Below are 20362 nucleotides of genomic sequence, written 5' to 3' on the forward strand. Positions count from 1 at the left end.
CGTGGCCTTGCGGTTTGTCTGCGACGGGGAGCTGGTGGCGCTGGACAGTGTGGCGCCGGGGGACACCGTGCTCGATTTCCTGCGCGCGCGGCCCGGCAGGACCGGGACCAAGGAAGGCTGCGGCGAAGGCGATTGCGGGGCCTGCACCGTGCTGGTGGGAACGCCGGTGGCGGGCGAGGAGCGGCTGGTCTGGCGCGCGGTGAATGCCTGCATCCAGTTTCTGCCGATGCTGCATGGCAAGGCGGTGCTCACGGTCAATGGCCTGGGTGACCAGCTCACTCCGCTGCAACAGACCATGGCCTGCAACGGCGCGTCGCAATGCGGGTTCTGCACGCCGGGCTTCGTCATGTCGCTGCACGGGCGGGCAATCGGCGCCGTTGGTGCCGATTTGCCGGTGGGCGACGTGCTGGCCGGAAACTTGTGCCGCTGCACCGGCTATGGCCCGCTGCTCGAAGCGGGCGAACGCCACCCGGCGCTGCCCCATGACGACCGCGCCACGCTCGACCTGTTGCGCCAGGCGGCCACGGCTGGCCCGGCCTGCGGCCATGCCACGCTGCCCGGTGGCAGCACGGCGCGCTGGTTCATCCCCGACAATGCCGATGCCCTGGCCACGCTGCTGGCCCAATACCCCGGCGCGCGGATCGTCGCAGGAGCGACCGACGTGGGCCTGTGGGTGACCAAGAAGCTGGTCGATCTCGACACGGTGATTTTCGTGGGCGACGTGCCCGAACTGAATGCGCTGGCCGAAAGCCCGGACGGTCTGACCATCGGCGGCGCGGTGCGCTATGCCGATGCCCATGCCGCGCTTTCGCGCCTCAGCCCTGAGCTGGGCGAGCTGGTGCGGCGCATCGGCGGCTTGCAGGTGCGCAATGCCGGCACCATCGGTGGCAATATCGCCAATGGCTCTCCCATCGGCGATGGGCCGCCCGCGCTGATCGCGCTGGGCGCCACGCTCACCCTGCGTTCGGCGCGCGGGCGGCGGACGATGCCGCTGGAAGACTTCTTCCTGGCCTATGGCAAGCAGGACCGGGCGAGCGACGAATTCGTCGAATGCCTGTTCGTGCCGCGTCCGCAAGGCCCGGACATCGTGCATATGTCCAAGCTTTCCAAGCGTTTCGACAGCGATATCTCGGCCGTTTGCGGCGCGTTTTGGCTGCGGGTGGAACAGGGCACGATCACGGCGGCGCGCGTGGCGTTCGGTGGCATGGCGGCAACCCCGCGCCGCGCGGCGCAGACCGAAGCGGCGCTGATCGGCGCGCCGTTTGACGAAGCCACGATGGCGGCGGCGGCTGCGGCGATCCGGGCCGATTTCGCGCCGCTCAGCGACGTGCGCGGCAGCGCTGCCTATCGCCTGGAGGCGGCGGGCAATCTGGTCTGGCGCCTGTGGCACCAGGCGCAGGGCCAGGCCGTGCGCGTGCAGGAGGTGGTCCATGGCTGATGCTTCGCTCTCCGTGGTCGGCGCGCCGCTGCGCCATGATAGCGCCCACCTGCATGTGGCGGGCCAGGCGCGCTATATCGACGACGAGCCCGAAACGCCGGACTTGCTCCACCTCGCTTTCGGCACCTCCACCCACGCCCGCGCCCGGATCGTGGCGATGGACCTTGACGCCGTGCGCGCCGCGCCGGGCGTGGTGGCCGTCTATACCGCCGCCGATGTTCCCGGCGCCAACGATGTCTCGCCGGTGGCCGGCGATGATCGTCTGCTGGCCGACGGCGAAGTGGTCTGGCTGGGCCAGCCGCTGTTCCTGGTGGCGGCGACCAGCCGCCGCGCCGCGCGCCAGGCGGCCCGGCTCGGCCGGATCGACTATGACGCGCAGGAACCGATCCTGACGGTGGAACAGGCCCGCGCCGCGCAAAGCCTGATCGAGCCGACCCAGCGCATGGCGCGCGGTGATGCCGTCGCTGCCCTTGCCGCCGCGCCGCATCGCCTGTCTGGCCAACTCGCCATGGGCGGACAGGATCATTTCTACCTCGAAGGGCAGATCGCGCTCGCCCGCCCGCTGGAAGACGGGCAGGTCCATGTGCTGTCCTCTACCCAGCATCCCAGCGAAGTGCAGCACCTGGTTGCGCACATGCTGGGCCGCAGCAGTGCCGACGTGACGGTGGAAGTGCGGCGCATGGGCGGGGCCTTTGGCGGCAAGGAAAGCCAGGCCGCGCTCTATGCCGCCGCCGCCGCGCTGGTGGTGCATCACACCGGGCGCCCGGCCAAGTTTCGCGCCGACCGCGACGACGACATGGTGCAGACCGGCAAGCGCCACGATTTCGTGGTGGATTACGAGGTCGGCTTCGATGCCGAGGGGCGGATCGCGGGGTTGTGCCTGCGCCTTGCCTCGCGCTGCGGCGCCACGGTGGACCTGTCCCCCGCGATCAACGACCGCGCGATGTTCCATGCCGACAATGCCTATTTCCTGGGCGACGTGGAAATCGTGTCGGAGCGGCTGAAGACCAACATGGTGTCCGCCACGGCCTTTCGCGGCTTTGGCGGGCCGCAGGGGATGCTGGCGATCGAGCGGGTGATGGATGCCGTGGCGGGCCACCTCGGCCGCGATCCGCTGGCCGTTCGCGTGGCCAATCTCTATGGTCCGGGTCGCGATGTGACGCCTTATGGCATGGTGGTGGCCGACAATATCGCGCCCGACCTGATTGCCCGGCTGCGCAGCGATGCCCGCTATGACGAGCGGCAGGCCGCCGTGGCGCGGTTCAATGCGGAAAGTGCCATTCTCAAGAAAGGACTGGCGCTCACTCCGGTGAAATTCGGCATCAGCTTTACCACCACCCACCTCAACCAGGCGGGCGCGTTGCTGCACGTCTATGCCGACGGGTCGATCCAGATCAACCACGGCGGCACCGAGATGGGCCAGGGCCTCTATACCAAGGTGGCGCAAGTGGTGGCGCAGGCCTTTGGCGTGGGCCTGGACCAAGTGCGGATCACCGCCACGCGCACCGACAAAGTGCCCAACACCTCGGCCACGGCGGCCTCTTCCGGCGCCGATCTCAACGGCATGGCCGCGCTCGATGCGGCGGAAACGATCCGCGCGCGCTTGGCAGATTTCTGTGCCCGCACCTTTGGTTGCGAGATCGACGCGGTGGTCTTTGCCGGGGGCGAAGTGCAGGCCGGCGGGGAGCGGATGCCCTGGGCCACGCTGTGCCGCAGGGCGCACATGGCGCGGATTTCGCTGTCCGCCACCGGCTTTTATGCCACGCCCGATCTGCATTACGACCGCGCCGCGCACCAGGGCCAGCCGTTCTATTACTTCGCCTATGGTGCGGCGCTGGCCGAAGTGGTGATCGACACGCTGACTGGCGAACATCGCGTGCTGGCCGCCGATATCCTGCACGACTGCGGCCGATCGCTGAACCCGGCGATCGACAAGGGGCAGATCGAGGGCGGCTTCCTCCAGGGGCAGGGCTGGCTGACCAGCGAGGAACTGGTGTGGGACGCGGCGGGCCGCCTGCTCACCCACGCGCCGTCCACCTACAAGATCCCCACCGCCAACGACCGCCCCGATCACTTGCACGTCACCCTGTGGGACGGCGCCAACCACCGGCCCACGATCCATCGCTCGAAAGCCGTGGGGGAGCCGCCGTTCATGCTGGCCAATGCGGTGTTTTCGGCACTTGGCGCGGCAATTGCCGCCACCTGTCCCGAGGCAGGCTGGCCCATGCTTGATGCCCCGGCCACGCCCGAGCGCATCCTGGCCGCCTTAGCGCGGCAACGTGATGGTGTGCGGGCATGATGTGGTGGGACGTGGCGCGCGGCTGGGCGCAGGAAGAGCCGTTGGCCATGCTTTCGGTGCTGGCCTGCGAAGGCTCTGCCCCGCGCGGGCCGGGCACCCGCATGCTGGTGAGCGCGGCGCGGACCTGGGGCACGATCGGCGGCGGCGCGCTGGAATTCCAGGCGGTGGAACAGGCACGCCGCGTGCTCGATCTGCCGCCGGGCACCTGGCGCATCCAGGACTATCCGCTTGGCCCGCTGCTGGGCCAATGCTGCGGCGGGCGGGTGCGCCTGCTGGTCGAGCATCTCGATGCGCAGAGCCTGGCGCCGCTGCAAGGCCTGTCTGAAAGGGGCGGGGCTGATGGGGCGCTGCTGGTCAGCCATTTCGGCGCCACGCGCATCGATCGGCACTGGATTGCCCAGGGCCAGCCGACCCCGCTTTCGGCGCGGGGGGAAAAGCCCGAGGCGGGAACGCGGGTGATCGAGCCGGTGGGGCAGTGGCGCCGCCCGGTCTATCTGTTCGGCGCCGGCCATGTCGGCCAGGCGATTGCCCGGCATCTGCCCGGCCTGCCGCTGCGGCTGTGCTGGTTCGACACGCGCCCAATGTTCGCCAGCCTCGACGGGGTGACCGTGGTGCCCGAGGAGGACATCGTCACCTGTGTTGCGCAAGCGCCGGACGAAGCCGCCATCGTGATCCTGACTCACGATCATGCGCTCGATTACCGCCTGACGCGGGCGGCGCTGCAACGGCCGGGGGCAGGCTTCATCGGCCTGATCGGATCGGCCACCAAGCGCGCCCGCTTCGTCTCGCGCCTGGCCGCCGACGGGCTGGATGGCGCCGCGCCGGGCCGGCTGACCTGCCCGATCGGCGTGGACGGCATCACCGGCAAGGAACCGGACGTGATTGCAATCGCGGTGCTCGCACAACTTCTCCGGTTGCCGCAGCATGTCACCGAAAAACCAGAGAAAGTTTCAGTACTTGGGTAAGCTTCACGCCTTTCGTGGCGAAATTCTCAGCGTGAGCGATGATCCACTCCACGCGCCCGATGCCGTGTCCCACCAGGCCGATGGCCTGCTGGTGGTGGAAGACGGCATCGTTGTCGCGCGCGGCGATCATGCCGACCTGGCCCACTGCTTTGCCCATGTGCCGGTCACGCCGATCCACGGCCTGATCGTGCCCGGCTTCATCGACGCTCATGTCCATTATCCGCAGATGGATCGCATCGCCTCGCACGGGGAGCAGTTGCTCGACTGGCTGGAGCGGCACATATTCCCCGCCGAAAAGGCCTTTGCCGATCGCAGCCATGCCGATGCCCTGGCGCAGGCATTCCTTGCCGAACTGCTGCGCCACGGGACCACGTCTGCCCTGGTGTTTGCCACGGTGCACGAAGGCTCGGTCGATGCCCTGTTCGAGGCGGCCCTGGCCCGCAACCTGCGCCTGGCATCGGGCAAAGTGCTGATGGACCTGGGGCCGGAGGGCCTGCGCGACAGCCTGGCCACGGCGCGGGCAGAGACCGAGGCGCTGATTGCGCGCTGGCATGGCCGGGGGCGCTTGTCCTACGCGATCACGCCGCGCTTCGCGCTGACCTCCTCCGATGAACAACTGGCGCTGGCCGGAGAGTTGCTGGCCACGCACGGCGACGTGCTGCTGCACACGCACCTTGCGGAAAACCGCCACGAATGCGCCGCCGTTGCCGCGCGCTTTCCCGAGGCGGCGGACTATCTCGACGTCTACGATCGCTTTGGCCTGGTGGGAGAGCGCAGCGTGTTCGCCCACGGCATTCATCTGAGCGAGCGGATGTGCGCGCGTCTGGCGCAGAGCGGCGCGGGGATTGCCGTGTGCCCATCCTCCAACCTGTTCCTCGGCTCGGGCTTCTTCCATTTCGGCCAGGCGGATCGCCATGGCGTCAAGCTGGGGCTGGGCACCGATATCGGCGCGGGCACCAGCTTTTCGATGCTTTACACCCAGGGGCAGGCCTACCAGGCGGCACTGGCGCGCGAGGAACGGCTCGATCCGTTCCGCGCGCTCTATCTCGCCACCACCGGCAGCGCGCGCCTGCTGCATATCGCCGACAAGGTGGGCGCGCTCGCGGTGGGGCAGGAAGCCGATTTCGTGGTGCTGGACCAGGCCGCCACGACGCTGCTGGCGCGGCGCTGCGCCGGGGCGAGTCTCGCCGAACGGCTCTTTGCCATGCAGATCCTGGGCGATGACAGGGTGGTTGCGCAAACCTGGATCATGGGCGAATGCGCGTGGGACAAGAACAGCGCCAAAGGAGCGAATTGTGGTTGAACTCGAAGCCTTTGTGCGTGGCCTGCCCAAGGCCGAGCTGCACCTGCACATCGAAGGCAGCCTGGAGCCGGAACTGATGTTTGCGCTCGCCCGGCGCAATGGCGTGGCGCTGCCCTATGACAGCGTGGAGGCGGTGCGCGCGGCCTATGCCTTTTCCAACCTCCAGGATTTCCTCGACATCTATTATGCCGGGGCGGGGGTGTTGCAGACCCGGCAGGATTTCCATGACCTGGCCATGGCCTATTTCGATCGCGCTGCGGCCGATGGCGTGCGTCATGCCGAGATCATGTTCGACCCGCAGACCCACACCGATCGCGGCGTGCCTTTTGCCGAAGTGATCGAGGGGCTGCTTTCGGCCATGGCCGAGGCGCAGGCGCGCCATGGGCTGAGCAGCGCCCTGATCATGAGCTTTCTGCGCCATCTGTCGCAGGATGCCGCCTTTGCCACGCTGGCCATGGCCGAACCCTGGCTCGATCGCATCGCGGCGGTAGGCCTCGATTCCTCGGAAGTGGGCCATCCGCCCAGCAAGTTTGCAGAGGTCTTTGCCGCCGCCGCCGCCAAGGGCCTGCGGCGCGTGGCTCATGCCGGGGAGGAAGGCCCGCCTGCCTATGTGCACGAAGCGCTCGACCTGCTCGACGTGGACCGCATCGACCACGGCAACCGCGCGCTGGAAGACGCGGGCCTGGTGGCGCGGCTGGTGGAACAGGGCATGACGCTGACCGTCTGCCCGCTGTCCAACCACAAGCTCTGCGTGGTCGGCGATCTAGCCGACCATCCGCTCGATCGCATGCTAGCACTGGGGCTCAAGGCCACGGTCAATTCCGACGATCCGGCCTATTTTGGCGGCTATGTGGCCGACAACTATCTCGCCGTGGCCAAGGCCCGCAGCCTGTCGCGCGCAGACCTGGTGCAACTGGCACGCAACAGTTTTGCCGGTTCGTTCCTGCCCACCGATGCCATCGCCCGCCATCTCGAAGAGATCGATGCCTATGCTGCCGCGTCTTAAGGCCCTGTTCGCGCTGGTTGCCGCCGCGCTGCTGGCACAGTCCGCCCATGCCGCGCCAGAAAAGCGCAAAGTGATCATCGATGACGATGGCTTTGGCCTGATGCAGGTCATGCTGCTGTCTTCGCCCGAGGTCGAGGTGCTGGGGCTGACGACCGTTTCGGGCAATGCCTGGGCCAACCGCAACACGGCGCAGGCGCTGCGCGGGCTGGAATGGATCGGCCGCAGCGATGTGCCGGTCGTGCCCGGCGCCACGTTCCCGCTGCTCAATTCCGAGGTGGCGACCGAGCGCTGGGAACAACAGCACGGCCCTCTGGTGTTCAAGGGCGCGTTCATGAAGCGCTGGGTGGAAGACACGCAGCAGGCGCCGCCGCCCTATCACGGCCCGTTCGACGCGGTGGACTTGCCCGGCGGCAATCCGACCACGCACCCGGCGGACGAGATTGCCGCCAATTTCCTGATCCGCATGGTGCACAAGTATCCCGGCCAGATCACCATCGTCGCCTGCGGGCCGATGACCAACCTGGCCCTGGCGCAGCGGCTGGACCCGGCCTTTGCCGGCCTGGCGCGCGAACTGGTCTACATGGGCGGCAGCCTCAATCCGCGCCAGGTGCTCGATAACCGCGCGGCGGCAGACTTCGCGCGGGAATTCGTCAACAATCCGCGCCGCGAATTCAACATCCGCTTCGATCCCGAAGCGGCGAGCATCATGGCCCGCGCACCCTGGCGCAAGATCACCATGGTGCCGGTCGATCCCTCCACCGCCACGCAACTTTCGCCCGCGCTCATTGCCCGCCTGGCCAAGGCCGCGCGGCCAGGAGTGGACCGCTTCGTCAAGGCGCTGGCGCCCGGCTTTCCGCTGTGGGACGAGATTGCCGCTGCCGTATGGCTCGATCCGGCGCTGGTGAAAACGCAGCGCCGGCTGTGGATCGATTTCGACAGCCAGCAGGGCGCCGGCTATGGCGATACGCTGAGCTGGGACCAGGCCTATCACCCCGGCATGGGCGAGCAGGCGCAGGACGTGGTCCTGGCGATCGACGTGCCGGGCCTGGAAACGATGCTGACGCGGCTGGTGGGCAAGTAAGACGCCCACCGCCAGCCCGGCCGATCAGCCCAGGCGTTCGGGCACTTCGTTGGCCTGGTCGGTCAGCACGTCGGTGGTGGCAACCGCTTCCCACGGGAACACGAACCAGCGCTTGTCAGTGGTGCGATCGATCGTCTGCACGGCATAGTCGACCGTTTCCTGCGACACCGCATTGTTGATCATCACGGCAAAGCGCAAGTGGTCTTCCACCGTTTCATGCGCGCGCAGCAGGCGGCGGACCTGGGCGATGGTGCGGCCGGAATCGTTGATATCGTCGATGATCAGGATGCGCTGCCCGGCCTTGGTCATCGTCGCCAGCTTGACCAGCAGTTCGTCGGCAAAGCCGGGTACCTTGGCCGACTGGTCGATCGAGAGCATCGGCACGCTCAGGATCTGGCTCATGTAGACCGCCGGCACCAGGCCGCCGCGACCGATGCCGACCACGAAATCGGGTTGCCAGGCATCCTGGCCCACGGTCTGCGCCAGGGAACGGACCACGGCGAGGAAATCGTCATAGGCGATGTAGTCGAAAACGGGCTGGGTCATCGGGTGGGTCCGCAACGAGATGGGCTGGCAAAGGAAATAGGCCGGCAGGCTCTGCTTATGGCCGTTCCCGATTCGTGGAAAGGGCCGCCCTTACAGGCTTGCTCAACTGGGGTCCATATAGTCCAGCGCGGCAAAGCTGTGCTGGATTTCCTGAAGCACGACATCGGCGGCATAGGACGTGGCGCGCGAAGTGGCGGTGCACAGCGCCAGGGTCATCGGCTTGAGCACCGGATCGGTGAGCGGCACGAAGGCAAGCTGGCCCGAGCGCACTTCATTGGCCACGTCGAGCGAGGTCAGCAGGCCGATGCCGACGCCTTCGAGCACCAGCGAGGTGATCATCTGGATATTGTCCGACGAAGCCTTGCGCTCCAGCGGCATCTTGGACGTGCCGGCCAGAACCTGCACTTGCTGCGCCACGGCGAGCGGTGGGGCGGGCAGGATCATCGGCAAGCCGGCACAGGCCGAAAAGCGCGCGCTGGTGCGCCGGGCAAAGGGGTGGTCACCCGGCACCACGAAACCGAGGCGGATATTGGCATAGGCCAGCACGGTCAGGTCGCGGAACGTCTGCGGATCGAAGCAGATGCCGAAATCGACCTCGCCACTGGCAATGGCGCCGCGAATGTGTTCGTTGGCCATCACCCGCACGTCCACCGAAATGCCGGGATAGCGGTTCTGGATCGCCCGGATGCGCGCCGGAATATAGCCCTTGGTCAGCGCGTCCATGATCGCCAGCGTTACATGCCCGCGCTTGAGGCCGCGCAAGTCCTCGATCTGGGCGCGCACGTCGACCAGGCCCTTCTGCCAGCGCGTGCCCGCCGCCATCACGATCTCGCCCGCTGCCGTCAGGCGCAGGCCGGTGGGCAGGCGCTCGAACAGCGGCATGCCAAGTTCGGCCTCGGCATTGAGGATCTGGCGATCGATGGCCGAGGCAGAGACGTTCAATTCATCGGCCGCCTTGCGGATCGAGCCGAGCCGGCCGACGGTCATGAAATAGCGCAGAAAGCGGGAGAAGGCGGGCATCGGGCAGGGGGCTCTCTATTTTTTGCAACGCTCTGTCAAATTCATTGTGATTGATTGCAACGCCACAAGTCTTTTAGCAAGCTTCAGACACAAAATATCATTCAGGGAACGTGTTTTGGGGCGCATCACGGCGGCAAGGCCCGGCAAAAAGCCAGGGGCCATCGGCAGGCTTGTGGCCAGCAGCGGCGTGATGGCCGCGGCGCTGGCCATGGCCCTTTCCCTGCCGGTGCGCGCGGCCGAGCCCGCCTTGCCGGTGGTCCCGGCGGTGCAGGCGATCCCGGTCAAGGTCATGGTCATCGCCAATTTCGAACCTGGCGCGGACACCGGCGATGCGCCGGGCGAATTCCAGCTTTGGGCCGAGCGCGAGCATCTGGACGAAGTGATCCCCGTGCGCGGCACGCTCCATCCCCTGCGCCGCAATGTCGATGGCCTTTACGGCATGGTGTGGGGTGACGCCCATTCGCTGGTGGTCACGCCTGAAGTGCAGCTCATGGCACTGCTGCTCGATCCGCGGTTCGATTTCTCCCACACCTACTGGCTGTTCACCGGCATTTCGGGCGCCGATCCGCAAGCCGCCTCGGTCGGTAGTGCCGCCTGGGCGCGCTGGGTGGTGAGCGGCGACGCATTGCGCGAATTTGCCGAAAGCGAAGTGCCCAAGGGCTGGCCCTATGGCCTGTTCGCGATCGGGGCGAAGGCGCCCGGCGAGTTGCCGCAGGCGGCCGACAGCTTTGCCGGGATGACCGATACCGGATCGCTGGGCATGGCGGTGCCGCTCAACCAGGGCCTTGCCCGCTGGGCTTTCGCGCTGAGCAAGGATACGCCGATCCCCGATACCCCGGCGCTCCAGGCGGCGCGGGCGCGGTGGAAGGGCTTTCCCCAGGCGCAGCGCCCGCCCTTCGTGCTGATGGGCGAGACGCTGGGGGCCTTGCGCTATTGGCATGGCGCCGGCCGCACCCAATGGGCGCGCGACTGGGTCAAGCTGTGGACCCATGGCCAGGGCCGCTTCGTGATGACCAACATGGAAAGCCAGCTCATGGCCGGCACCATGCTGTCCGCCGCGCAGGCCGGGCTGGTGGACATGAAGCGCGTCATGGTGCTGCGCAGCGCCAGCAATGCCTCGATGCCACCGCCGGGGCAATCGCCGCTGGCGAGCGTGGGCGACGAGGGGCCGGGGCAGGTTGCTGCCTATGAAGCGAACTATCGCGTGGGCGCGGTGGTGATCCATCGCCTGTTGGCCGACTGGCCCCGCTATCGCGACAGCGTGCCGGACGCGCCCCAACCATGAGCCGGACGCGCGCCTGCCTGCTTGCTTTGCCCGCTGCGCTGAGCCTGGCGACGGCCACTCCGCTCGCGGCTGCTCCCGTGGTTGGCCGCGAGGCTGCGGTGGGCGCCATCTTGGCCGAGGCGGCACGCGATCCCAACGAGTTGCGTCTGTTCCTGCACCGCCTGCCCAAGGGCGGCGACTTGCACAACCACTTGTCCGGCGCGCTCTATGCCGAAGACATGATCGCCTGGGCCGGCGAGAAGGGGCTGTGCCTGGCGCCCGATGGCGCAGGCTTCGTGGCCCCGCCCTGCGCGCCCGGCGCGGCCGTGGCCGATGTCGCGAAAGACCGGCCCGCTCTGTACGGCGCCTTGGTCGACAGCCTCTCGACGCGCGGCTGGCAAGTTGGCGTGGGCACGGGTGCGAGCAGCGGCCATGACCAGTTCTTCGCCACGTTCGAACGCTTTGCCCCGGCGCTGATCGGGCGCGATGCCGATGCGATGATCGCCGCGCGCCGCCAGGCAGCGGGCGACGGGGTGCTCTATCTGGAGCTGGACCACAATCCCCCCGCACTGCTGGAAACCGCGCTCGGCGCGCCGGCCGTGGCGCTCGATGTGGCGGGCCTGGGCGATTTCTACAGCCGTGAAGCGCCCGGCCTTGTCGCGCGCGTTCCGGCGATGCGGGCGCAGATCGATGCCGAGGAAGCCACCGCGCGCCAGGGCATGGCCTGCGGCACGGCAAAGGCGGAGCCGGGCTGCGCCATCGCGGTGCACTATCTCGCGTGGGCCCTGCGCGATGTGCCCCCGGCGGCGGTGTTCCGCGCACTGATCCTGGCCTTTGCCCTGGCCGAGCAGGATCCGCGCTTTGTCGGAGTCAACATCGTCCAGCCCGAAGACTGGCCAGTGGCGCGCGCCGATTACGATCTGCACATGGCCATGTTCCGCTTCCTGGCGCAGCGCCATCCGGGCGTGGCCATGTCGATGCACGCGGGCGAACTCGCCTTTGGCCAGGTGCCACCGGCAGACTTGCGCGACCACATCGCCAAGGCCGTGGCATCGGGCGCGCGGCGCATCGGCCATGGCGTGGACATTGCCTATGAAGACCAGGGCCGCGAAACCCTGGCGCGCATGGCGCGCGAAGGTGTCGCCGTGGAAATCAACCTCACCAGCAATGCCGTGATCCTGGGGGTGAAAGGCGCGGAGCATCCGCTCGCGCTCTATCGCCGCCATGGTGTGCCGGTGGTGCTGGCCACCGACGATGAAGGCGTGCTGCGCACCGACCTGACCCGTGAATACCAGCGCGCGGTGCAGGAGCATGGCCTCGGCTACGCCGATCTCAAGGCCGTATCGCGCGCTTCGCTGGAATACAGCTTTGCACCGGGCGCCAGCCTGTGGCGCGATCACCATGCCGACCAGTGGGCCAAGCCCTGCGCGGGCGGCGTGGTGACGACGCCGGCCTGCCGTTCGTTCCTGGCCGGCAGCGAGAAGGCCCGGCTGCAACTGGATCTGGAACAGCGCTTTGCGCGGTTCGAGGAAGACGCGCTCGCAGCCACCGCGAGTTCCAAGAAAAATACATAATAACAATGCCATGCCCAGGGAGGGGCGTGAAGGCGCAAAAACAGCAACGGACGGCACGCTCCCCGGGGGGCGTGGCCCGATCATGGGGGTTACAGTCAATGAGGACAATGCAAGCACGGGGCGCAAAGCCCCAATCCAATCGCGGCACGCGCCGGGCCTTGATGGCCTTCGCGCTGCTCGCCGGCGCGGCCCTGGCGCATCCCGCCCTGGCCGATCAGGCCGCTCCGGCCCCGGCGCCGGAAACCGATGGCGACAAGCCCGAAATCGTCGTGTCCGGCTCGCTCGGCGCGCTGCCGCTTAAGGACGTCGGCTCGGTCTTCGGCTTCGACAAGACGCTGGCCGAAACGCCGCGCGCGGCCTCGTCGGTCAGCTCCGAACAGCTCGAACGCTTTGGCATCACCCAGATCTATGACCTGGTCAGCCAGGTGCCGGGCACTTTCACCAGCTCGTTCTTCGGCACCGGCGGCGCGCTCGACATTCGCGGCACCCCCGGCGAAGTCTATTTCCGCGGCATGCTCCGCCTGGAAAACCCCGGCAACTATCCCACCCCGATTGCCGCGGCCGACCGCATCGACATCGTGCGCGGCCCGGCCTCGCCGATCTATGGCCCGTCCAAGACCGGCGGCTACATGAACTTCGTGCCCAAGACCGCGCGCGCGGCGAATGGCACCTATGCGCCCGATCCGCATGGCTTCATCAGCTATGACACCGGCAGCTGGGCGCGCAGCGTGCTCAAGGGCAGCATCACTGGGCCGGGCAAGATCGGCGACCACCAGTTCGGCTATAGCCTCTATGCCGAAAGCGAGGATTCCGGCAGCTATTACCGCAACATCCACCCGCGCAACCTGGTGCTGTCGGCCGCGTTCGACACCGACATCACCAGCAACCTGCGGACCGAATTCGGCGGCATGTACCAGAAGTTCCGCGGCCAGCAGAACGGCGGCTGGAACCGCCTGACCCAGGATCTGGTGGACAACGGTACCTATATCACCGGCAATGCCAGCAGTTCGATCGACACCAACGGTGACGGGCAGATTTCCCGTTCCGAAGCCTATGCCGCAAACGGCGGGCGCGGGCTGACCATGTATGGTTCGTTCGCCTGCGGTGGTGGCACGGCTGGGGCTTCGGGCATCACCGACGCCTGCCTCAAGGCCAATTATCCCGATCTGGCGCTGGTCAATCCCGGCAAGACCACGCTGAGCAAGCGGGACACGCTGACCGGCCCCAACGACAAGCTCAACAACGACCAGAAGACGTTCTACTTCGACCTGATCTGGACCGGTCCGGGCAAGCTGGAGATCAAGAATCAGCTCTTCTACGATGGCACCAAGAATCTGAACGAGAACTACTACGGGTTCTCGCAAAAGATCGATTCCTACGTCCTCGAAGACAAGATCGTTCTCAGCGACAGCTTCACGACATCCGCCGCAAAAATCTCGGTCCAGGCCGCGCCGTCGCTGCGCTATACCAAGTTCAACTTTGCCGATGACTTTGGCGTGGAGCTGTGGAACCGCGTCGACATCACGACTGGCTATACCGCTGCATCGACCCGTCAGCTTTCGACCGACTGCGATTGCAACTATTCCGATTACGTAAAGGGCCACTATCTCGATGTGGGCTTGGCAGGCCTCGTCGATGTCGATTTCGATTTCGGGCTTGATGTGATCGGCGGCCTGCGCTGGGATCATGTCCATGCCACATCGAGAGCGATCCTGGACAAATATGATCCGGTGGATCGGCCGACCACCGCTGGAACCACTCAGGCTACTGGCAATGACAGCGGCTTGTCCTGGAATGGCAGCATTTCCTATCGCACGCCGATTGGCCTGATCCCCTATTTCACGGCGTCGCGCCAAAGCACGGTCGTGGCGGGCGAGGGCGCCGAGATTGAGCCCGGCGCGATTTCCGGGGGCACGTTCCTCTCCGCCTCGCGCCTCTATGAAGCCGGGATCAAGGGTGAATTCCTCGACAAGCGCCTCTATGCAGCCGTTTCGGTCTACAAGCAGGAACGCACCGACCTGGTTTCGGACAGCCCGCTGACCAACCAGTCGATCCGCACCAAGGGCGTGGAAGCCGAACTGCGCTGGGCGATCGACAAGCATGCGCTGGTCACCGCGAATTACACCTATATCGACGTGGTGAACATTTCCGCGCTCACCAGCGGGGGCTATTTCAACTACTTCGGTATCGCCGACCTGGTGAACGTCAGTGATCCGTCGCTCTATCTCGGCGGCAGCCAGTTTGGGGCGCTTTATCCGAAGACAAATGCCCAGGCGCGTCGCCCCGGCATCCCCCACAACGTGGTCTCGGCCACCGGCACGTATGCCTTTGATAACGGCCTCGCTCTGAATGCGGACGTCAGCCATGTGGATTCGGTGTTCTCGAGCTACAGCCAGAACGTGCGTCTTCCGGCCTATTGGCTGGTCAATGCCGGCGCATCGTTCACCACGGGTCCGTGGATGTTCCGCGCGGTGGTCAAGAACCTGAACAACGCGCGTTACTTCCGCGCGGGTGGTCAGGATCTGTTCGGGGCCGATATTGCCCTGCCGCAGGTGCCGCGCAATTTCCAGGCGACCATCCAGTACAAGTTCTGATCCTTCCGGCCGGGCAGGGATTTCCCTGTCCGGCCAATTTCTTGATGGATATTGATGATGCTTTCTATGAAGGGCTTGCGCCAAGCGGCCATTGCCTTGGCCCTGTGCAGCGGTGCTGCCGGTGCCCGTGCCGCCACACCGGCCGTGCCGCCCGCCGTGGCCCAAGCGCTTCGTTGTACGCCGGGCGCTGCCTGTGCGGCGAAGATTCCGGTCAAGGTGGTGATCGTCACCATGTTTGAAGTGGGGCAGGACACCGGAGACGTGCCGGGCGAATTCCAGTTCTGGCGCGAGCGGCGCAAGCTTGATGTGCGCATCCCGTTCCCGCAATCGCACCATGATCTCTATTACAATCCGCAAAGCCAGATCCTGGGCATGGTCACCGGCATGGGCTCGATCCGCTCGGCCACCGCCACGCTGGCGCTGGGGCTGGACCAGCGGTTCGACTTGTCCCACGCCTATTGGCTGGTGGCCGGCATTGCCGGGGTCGATCCGCACCAGGCCACGATCGGTTCAGCAGTCTGGGCGCACTATCTGGTCGATGGCGACCTGGCGCACGAAATCGACGCACGCGAGATTCCGGCCGACTGGAAGAGCGGCTATTTCGCGCTCCATTCCAACGGGCCCGGAGACAAGCGCCCGCAGCAGGCGGACGAGGGCGAGATGTTCGCGCTCAATCCCGCGCTGGCCGATTGGGCCTATGGCCTGACCAAGGCCATCGCGCTGCCCGACAGCCCGCAATTGGCCGCCGCCCGCGCGCCCTACACCGGCATGGCGCCTGCGCAATCGCCGCCCAAGGTGATGACCGGCGACAACCTCGCGGCGATGACCTTCTGGCACGGCGCGAAAATGACCGAGTGGGCGCACGACTGGGTCGATTTCTGGACCGGGGGGAAGGGCGTGTTCGTCACCTCCGCGATGGAGGAGACCGGCACGTTCCAGTCGCTGGAATACCTCTCGCGCATCGGCCGCGCCGATCGCAACCGCGTGATGGTGCTGCGCGGGGCTTCCAACTTCACCATGCCGCCCCCCGGCGTGGCCCCGGCGGATTACCTGCTCAAGGAAAACCAGAACTATTCTGGCATGCGCGCCTCGCTCGAAGCGCTCTATACCGTCGGTTCCAAGGTGGTGGACACCCTGCTCGCCGATTGGCCGCGCTATGCCAAGGCGCCGCCTAAATGAGCGGCGGCGCGCTGGTCCATGCCGATGTGCTGGCAACGATGGACGATGCCAGCACCGAAATCCGTGACGCTGCGCTGATCTGGCGCGATGGCGTGATCGTGGCCTGCGGCACCAGCACCGATCTGGCGCCGCTGCTTGCCGGGATCGACGCGATCGATGCCAGCGGCTGCGTCGTCACGCCCGGCCTGGTTAACACCCACCACCATCTCTACCAGTCGTTGACCCGCGCCGTGCCGGGGTGCCAGGACACCTCGCTGTTCGGCTGGCTCAAGACGCTCTATCCGATCTGGGCGCGCTACACGCCCGACGATGTCTTTGCCGCGACGCGGCTGGGACTGGCCGAACTGGCGCTGTCGGGTTGCACGCTGTCGTCGGACCATCTCTATCTGTTTCCCAACGGCGTGCGGCTGGAAGACACGATTGCCGCCGCGCAGGATATCGGCATCCGTTTTCACCCCACGCGCGGCGCGATGAGCGTGGGCGAAAGCCTTGGCGGCCTGCCGCCCGACAGCCTGGTGGAAGCCGAGGACGCGATCCTTGGCGACATGATCCGCGTGATCGATGCGTTCCACGATCCGGCCGATGGCGCGATGGTGCGCGTCGGCGTGGCACCCTGTTCGCCGTTTTCGGTCAGCCGCGAACTGATGCGCGACGCGGCCCTGTTGGCGCGCGACAAGGGCGTGATGATGCACACCCACCTCGCCGAAGACGCCGACGACGTGCGCTACAGCCTGGAGAAATTCGGCTGCCGCCCCGGCGAATATGCGCAGGATCTTGGCTGGACCGGGCCGGACGTGTGGCACGCGCATTGCGTGCAGCTCGACACCGCCGAAATCGCCCTGTTCGCCCGGACGGGCACCGGCGTCGCGCATTGCCCGTGCTCCAACTGCCGCCTGGGATCAGGGATCGCGCCGGTGCGCGCGATGCTCGATGCCGGCGTGCCGCTCGGGCTGGGCGTCGATGGTTCGGCTTCAAGCGACAGCGGCAACCTTTTGGCCGAAGCGCGACAGGCGCTGCTGCTCCAGCGCGTGCAGGGCGGGGCGGCGGCCCTGTCTGCGCGGGAGGCGTTGCGCATGGCCACGCGCGGCGGGGCCGATATTCTCGGCCGGCCCGATTGCGGCCGGATCGAACCGGGCAAGCGCGCCGATTTCGCGGTCTGGCCGGTCAACGATGTCGCCTCCTCCGGCAGTTGGGACGCGCTTGCCGCGCTGGTCCTGGCGCCGCCGCGGGGGCCGCGCGATGTCTTTGTCGAAGGACAGGCCGTAGTCCGCGATGGCGACCTGGTGCGAACGCGGCGGGCAGACGTCATCTCCGGCGCGCAGGCCGCGCTCGTCCGGCTGATGGCATAGCAACGATCATGGGCACGACGGAGGCCACCATGGCAACAGCAGCACTACCTCAAACTACATCGGTAGCGGCCGGCAGTGGGCCAAGCGAGGAACAGCGCCGCGATCCGGCCTATGTGCCGCCACTGCCCATGGCCCTGGCGCTGGGCGTGCAGCACGTGCTGGCGATGTTCGTTTCCAACATCACCCCGCCGATCATCGTGGCCGGCGCGGCCGGGATCGGCTTCGGTTCGGCCGATCCTTCCGCCCTGATCTACATGATCCAGGCCGCCATGCTGTTCGCCGGGGTGGCAACGCTGCTCCAGACCGTGGGTCTCGGCCCGATCGGCGCGCGCCTGCCGCTGGTGCAGGGCACAAGCTTTGCGTTCATCTCGGTGATGATCCCGATCGTGGCGGGCAAGGGCGTAGAAGGCATGGCGGCGCTGACCACGGCCGCGTTCCTCGCCGGCCTGCTCCACGCCGGGCTCAGCCGCCTGGTCGGGCCGATCCGCTTTGCCCTGCCGCCCCTGGTCACCGGGCTGGTCGTGCTGATGATCGGGCTCTCGCTGGTGCGGGTCGGCATCGAATATGCAGCGGGCGGGGTGACCTTGCGCGGCTTGCCCGCCTATGGCGCGGGTGCGAGCTGGTTTCTGGCGGGCGTGGTGGTTTTCGTCACGCTTGGCCTCAAGTTCTTCGGACGCGGCGTGCTGTCCACGGCCGCCGTGCTGCTCGGCCTGCTGGCCGGCTATGGCGTCGCGCTGGTGATGGGCCGCGTGGATTTCGCCCCCGTGGCGCAGGCGCACTGGCTGATGCTGCCGCGTTTCCTGGCCTTTGGCTGGGAGCTTTCGCCGTCCGCCATCCTCGGATTCTGCCTGATCGGCTTCGTCTCCTCGATCGAATCGATCGGCGATGTCGAGGCGATCTGCGAAAACGGTGCCGGTCGCCGCGCCAGCGATCGCGAAGTGATGGGCGCGGTCGCGGCCGATGGCGTCGGCACTGCGCTCTCGGCCCTGTTCGGCGCCATGCCCAACACGACGTTCAGCCAGAACGTGGGCCTGATCGCAATGTCGGGGCTGATGAGCCGCTTTGTCGTCACGCTCGGTGCGCTGTTCCTGATCCTGTGCGGCCTCTTGCCCAAGATCGGCGCGGTGATCACCACCGTGCCGATCGAAGTGCTGGGCGGTGGCGTCATCGTCATGTTCGGCATGGTCGCATCCTCGGCGCTGGCAATGCTTTCGGGCGTGACGTGGAACCAGCGCAACATGCTGGTGGCGGGCACGGCGCTGTCGGTTGCGCTGGGCTTGCAACTGGAGCCGGAAGCGCTGGGCCACCTGCCCGAAACGGCGCGCATCCTGCTGTCTTCCGGCGTGCTGCCGGTGGCGGTGATCGCCGTGGTGCTCAATCTGGTGCTGCCCAAGGACATCTGACGCCGGCCCGATACCGCTCGCTTTTTTGCAACGCCGCGTCTGAATCATTGCGTTTGATGGAACGGCCTCGGGCCGCCATCATTGGCCCATCGTCTTCACTCGACAGGGAAATGTTCATGGCCACGGCCCCGCTTGCGCCCCTCGAACCCGCGCTGCCACACGGCTGCACCTTTGCGGCTGCGGATTGGGCGATCCTGGCGCGGCATTGGTATCCGGTGGCCCTGGCGCGCGAGGTTTCCGCCACGCCGCTCAAGGCCAAGCTGCTGGATCAGCCGCTGGTGCTCTATCGCGCGCAGGGCGAAATCGTGATCGCGCCCGATCGCTGCCCGCATCGCGGCGTGCCGCTCAGCATGGGGCGCGACAACGGGCGCGGGGTGGAATGCCCCTACCACGGGCTCACGTTCGGCGCGGGCGGGCGCTGCGTGCATATTCCGGCGCAACCGCAGCGATCGATCCCGGCGCAGTTCCACCTCGCCACTTATCCGGCGGTGGAGCGCTATGGCCTGGTCTGGACCTGCCTCGATCCCGTGTCAGGCACGCCGGGCAGTGATGACATCATCGCCATGCCGCATTGGGATGAGCCCGGATTCCAACAGATCGTCTGCCCATGGATCGACATCGCCGGCTCGGCCGGGCGGCAGATGGAAGGCTTTCTCGACGTCGCCCACTTCGCCTTCATCCACGCCGAAAGCTTTGCCGATCCCGACAATGCCCAGGTGCCCGACTATCGCCCGCGCCGCACCGCGCAGGGGTTCGAGGCGGAATACTGGAGCAACGTGGCCAATTACCCCAAGGGCGTGGACAAGGCCCCGCCGGGCTTTCGCTGGCTGCGCCACTTCCGCTGCCACGTGCCATTCACGGCCACGCTGGAAGTGCATTTTCCCGGCGAGGACCGCCTGGTGATCCTCAACGCCGCCTCGCCGGTGTCGGCCGGGGAAACCCGCCTGTTCGTGCCGATCGCACGAAATTTCGACACCGACCAGCCAGTCCAGGGCGTCTACGATTTCAACCGCCAGGTCTTCGAGGAAGACCGCGCCATGGTGGAGGCACAATGGCCCGCCGCCCTGCCGCTGGAACCCACCGCCGAAGCGCACCTTGCCGCCGACATGAGCTCGATGTTCTACCGCCGCGCGCTGCGCGACATGGGGCTGGGCGGGGGGTGACTGGCGGAAGCGGTGGGATTCGAACCCACGGAGAGCTTGCACCCTCGCTGGTTTTCAAGACCAGTGCCTTAAACCACTCGGCCACACTTCCACATCTGGAAGCGGTGCCGATAGCGTCTGCGGCGGCTGGCGGGAAGAGGGTTTGCGCGCGGGGGTGGGGAAATCGTGCCTGGTGGCG

General features: G+C 66.9%; 16 protein-coding genes and 1 tRNA gene. 13 read left to right on the forward strand and 4 right to left on the reverse strand.

Translation table 11 applies throughout. The features are described from left to right. The first annotated feature begins 1 nt into the window (after position 1). The 6 genes from xdhA to IE191_RS00790 are packed head-to-tail and all read left to right on the forward strand — an operon-like array spanning position 2 to position 8092. Positions 2-1438 (forward strand): xanthine dehydrogenase small subunit, encoded by a 1437-nt coding sequence (xdhA, locus tag IE191_RS00765; protein ID WP_191322435.1) that lies wholly within the window; start codon positions 2-4, stop codon positions 1436-1438. Then, positions 1431-3737 (forward strand): xanthine dehydrogenase molybdopterin binding subunit, encoded by a 2307-nt coding sequence (gene xdhB, locus IE191_RS00770; RefSeq protein WP_191322436.1) that lies wholly within the window; start codon positions 1431-1433, stop codon positions 3735-3737. Before xdhA ends, xdhB begins: the two co-directional genes overlap by 8 nt. Next, entirely contained in the window at positions 3734-4702 is a 969-nt protein-coding gene (xdhC, locus tag IE191_RS00775; protein WP_191322437.1) for a xanthine dehydrogenase accessory protein XdhC, read from the forward strand. The genes xdhB and xdhC overlap by 4 nt, the downstream gene beginning before the upstream one ends. Next, a complete protein-coding gene (gene guaD / locus IE191_RS00780) occupies positions 4662-6005 on the forward strand; it encodes a guanine deaminase (RefSeq protein WP_191322438.1) in 1344 nt (447 codons plus the stop codon). The genes xdhC and guaD overlap by 41 nt, the downstream gene beginning before the upstream one ends. Continuing rightward, positions 5995-7011 (forward strand): adenosine deaminase, encoded by a 1017-nt coding sequence (locus IE191_RS00785; RefSeq protein ID WP_373299212.1) that lies wholly within the window; start codon positions 5995-5997, stop codon positions 7009-7011. The genes guaD and IE191_RS00785 overlap by 11 nt, the downstream gene beginning before the upstream one ends. Further along, a complete protein-coding gene (locus IE191_RS00790; protein WP_229815003.1) occupies positions 6995-8092 on the forward strand; it encodes a nucleoside hydrolase in 1098 nt (365 codons plus the stop codon). The genes IE191_RS00785 and IE191_RS00790 overlap by 17 nt, the downstream gene beginning before the upstream one ends. A 24-nt stretch (positions 8093-8116) precedes the next feature. Here IE191_RS00790 and IE191_RS00795 read toward each other — a convergent pair whose 3' ends face one another. From IE191_RS00795 to IE191_RS00805, 3 genes are all read right to left on the reverse strand, one after another. Then, positions 8117-8638: a phosphoribosyltransferase gene (locus IE191_RS00795; RefSeq protein WP_191322441.1), complete on the reverse strand. Its 522-nt coding sequence runs from the start codon at positions 8636-8638 to the stop codon at positions 8117-8119. Between the two features lie 102 nt (positions 8639-8740). Next, positions 8741-9658, reverse strand: coding sequence for a LysR family transcriptional regulator (locus IE191_RS00800; RefSeq protein ID WP_191322442.1), 918 nt, complete (start codon positions 9656-9658; stop codon positions 8741-8743). A gap of 15 nt (positions 9659-9673) precedes the next feature. Further along, a complete protein-coding gene (locus IE191_RS00805) occupies positions 9674-9868 on the reverse strand; it encodes a hypothetical protein (RefSeq protein ID WP_191322443.1) in 195 nt (64 codons plus the stop codon). Between IE191_RS00805 and IE191_RS00810 the strand changes: the two genes are divergently transcribed. The 7 genes from IE191_RS00810 (at position 9867) to IE191_RS00840 (ending at position 20184) form a co-directional block, all read left to right on the forward strand. Further along, positions 9867-10943 carry a purine-nucleoside phosphorylase gene (locus IE191_RS00810; RefSeq protein ID WP_229815004.1) on the forward strand — a complete coding sequence of 359 codons (1077 nt, stop codon included), beginning with the start codon at positions 9867-9869 and terminating at the stop codon, positions 10941-10943. The genes IE191_RS00805 and IE191_RS00810 overlap by 2 nt on opposite strands. Beyond that, positions 10940-12496: an adenosine deaminase family protein gene (locus IE191_RS00815; RefSeq protein WP_191322445.1), complete on the forward strand. Its 1557-nt coding sequence runs from the start codon at positions 10940-10942 to the stop codon at positions 12494-12496. The genes IE191_RS00810 and IE191_RS00815 overlap by 4 nt, the downstream gene beginning before the upstream one ends. A 161-nt stretch (positions 12497-12657) precedes the next feature. Then, entirely contained in the window at positions 12658-15090 is a 2433-nt protein-coding gene (locus tag IE191_RS00820; protein WP_229815005.1) for a TonB-dependent siderophore receptor, read from the forward strand. A gap of 54 nt (positions 15091-15144) precedes the next feature. Next, complete coding sequence (locus IE191_RS00825; RefSeq protein WP_229815006.1) at positions 15145-16269, forward strand: purine nucleoside permease; 1125 nt, start codon at positions 15145-15147, stop codon at positions 16267-16269. Then, positions 16266-17618 (forward strand): 8-oxoguanine deaminase, encoded by a 1353-nt coding sequence (locus IE191_RS00830; protein ID WP_191322447.1) that lies wholly within the window; start codon positions 16266-16268, stop codon positions 17616-17618. Before IE191_RS00825 ends, IE191_RS00830 begins: the two co-directional genes overlap by 4 nt. Before the next feature lie 29 nt (positions 17619-17647). Beyond that, a complete protein-coding gene (locus IE191_RS00835; protein WP_191322448.1) occupies positions 17648-19021 on the forward strand; it encodes a uracil-xanthine permease family protein in 1374 nt (457 codons plus the stop codon). A gap of 116 nt (positions 19022-19137) precedes the next feature. Further along, a complete protein-coding gene (locus IE191_RS00840; protein WP_191322449.1) occupies positions 19138-20184 on the forward strand; it encodes a Rieske 2Fe-2S domain-containing protein in 1047 nt (348 codons plus the stop codon). Between the two features lies 1 nt (position 20185). On the opposite strand, the gene IE191_RS00845 is transcribed toward IE191_RS00840, so the two are convergent. Beyond that, a tRNA-Ser gene (locus IE191_RS00845) sits at positions 20186-20275 on the reverse strand. Positions 20276-20362: the final 87 nt, after the last annotated feature.

Origin of the sequence: Novosphingobium pokkalii, assembly GCF_014652855.1 — a bacterium.
GTDB lineage: Bacteria > Pseudomonadota > Alphaproteobacteria > Sphingomonadales > Sphingomonadaceae > Novosphingobium > Novosphingobium pokkalii.

Bases quoted from the DNA above. Each gene is read 5' to 3' on its own strand.
- IE191_RS00835 (WP_191322448.1), top strand. From the start codon at position 17,648: ATGGCAACAGCAGCACTACCTCAAACTACATCGGTAGCGGCCGGCAGT.
- IE191_RS00840 (WP_191322449.1), top strand. From the start codon at position 19,138: ATGGCCACGGCCCCGCTTGCGCCCCTCGAACCCGCGCTGCCACACGGC.
- IE191_RS00830 (WP_191322447.1), top strand. From the start codon at position 16,266: ATGAGCGGCGGCGCGCTGGTCCATGCCGATGTGCTGGCAACGATGGAC.
- guaD (WP_191322438.1), top strand. From the start codon at position 4,662: ATGTCACCGAAAAACCAGAGAAAGTTTCAGTACTTGGGTAAGCTTCAC.
- IE191_RS00805 (WP_191322443.1), bottom strand. From the start codon at position 9,868: ATGGCCAGCGCCGCGGCCATCACGCCGCTGCTGGCCACAAGCCTGCCG.
- IE191_RS00815 (WP_191322445.1), top strand. From the start codon at position 10,940: ATGAGCCGGACGCGCGCCTGCCTGCTTGCTTTGCCCGCTGCGCTGAGC.
- IE191_RS00790 (WP_229815003.1), top strand. From the start codon at position 6,995: ATGCTGCCGCGTCTTAAGGCCCTGTTCGCGCTGGTTGCCGCCGCGCTG.
- IE191_RS00795 (WP_191322441.1), bottom strand. From the start codon at position 8,638: ATGACCCAGCCCGTTTTCGACTACATCGCCTATGACGATTTCCTCGCC.
- xdhC (WP_191322437.1), top strand. From the start codon at position 3,734: ATGATGTGGTGGGACGTGGCGCGCGGCTGGGCGCAGGAAGAGCCGTTG.
- xdhB (WP_191322436.1), top strand. From the start codon at position 1,431: ATGGCTGATGCTTCGCTCTCCGTGGTCGGCGCGCCGCTGCGCCATGAT.
- IE191_RS00810 (WP_229815004.1), top strand. From the start codon at position 9,867: ATGGCCCTTTCCCTGCCGGTGCGCGCGGCCGAGCCCGCCTTGCCGGTG.
- IE191_RS00825 (WP_229815006.1), top strand. From the start codon at position 15,145: ATGATGCTTTCTATGAAGGGCTTGCGCCAAGCGGCCATTGCCTTGGCC.
- IE191_RS00800 (WP_191322442.1), bottom strand. From the start codon at position 9,658: ATGCCCGCCTTCTCCCGCTTTCTGCGCTATTTCATGACCGTCGGCCGG.
- IE191_RS00820 (WP_229815005.1), top strand. From the start codon at position 12,658: ATGGCCTTCGCGCTGCTCGCCGGCGCGGCCCTGGCGCATCCCGCCCTG.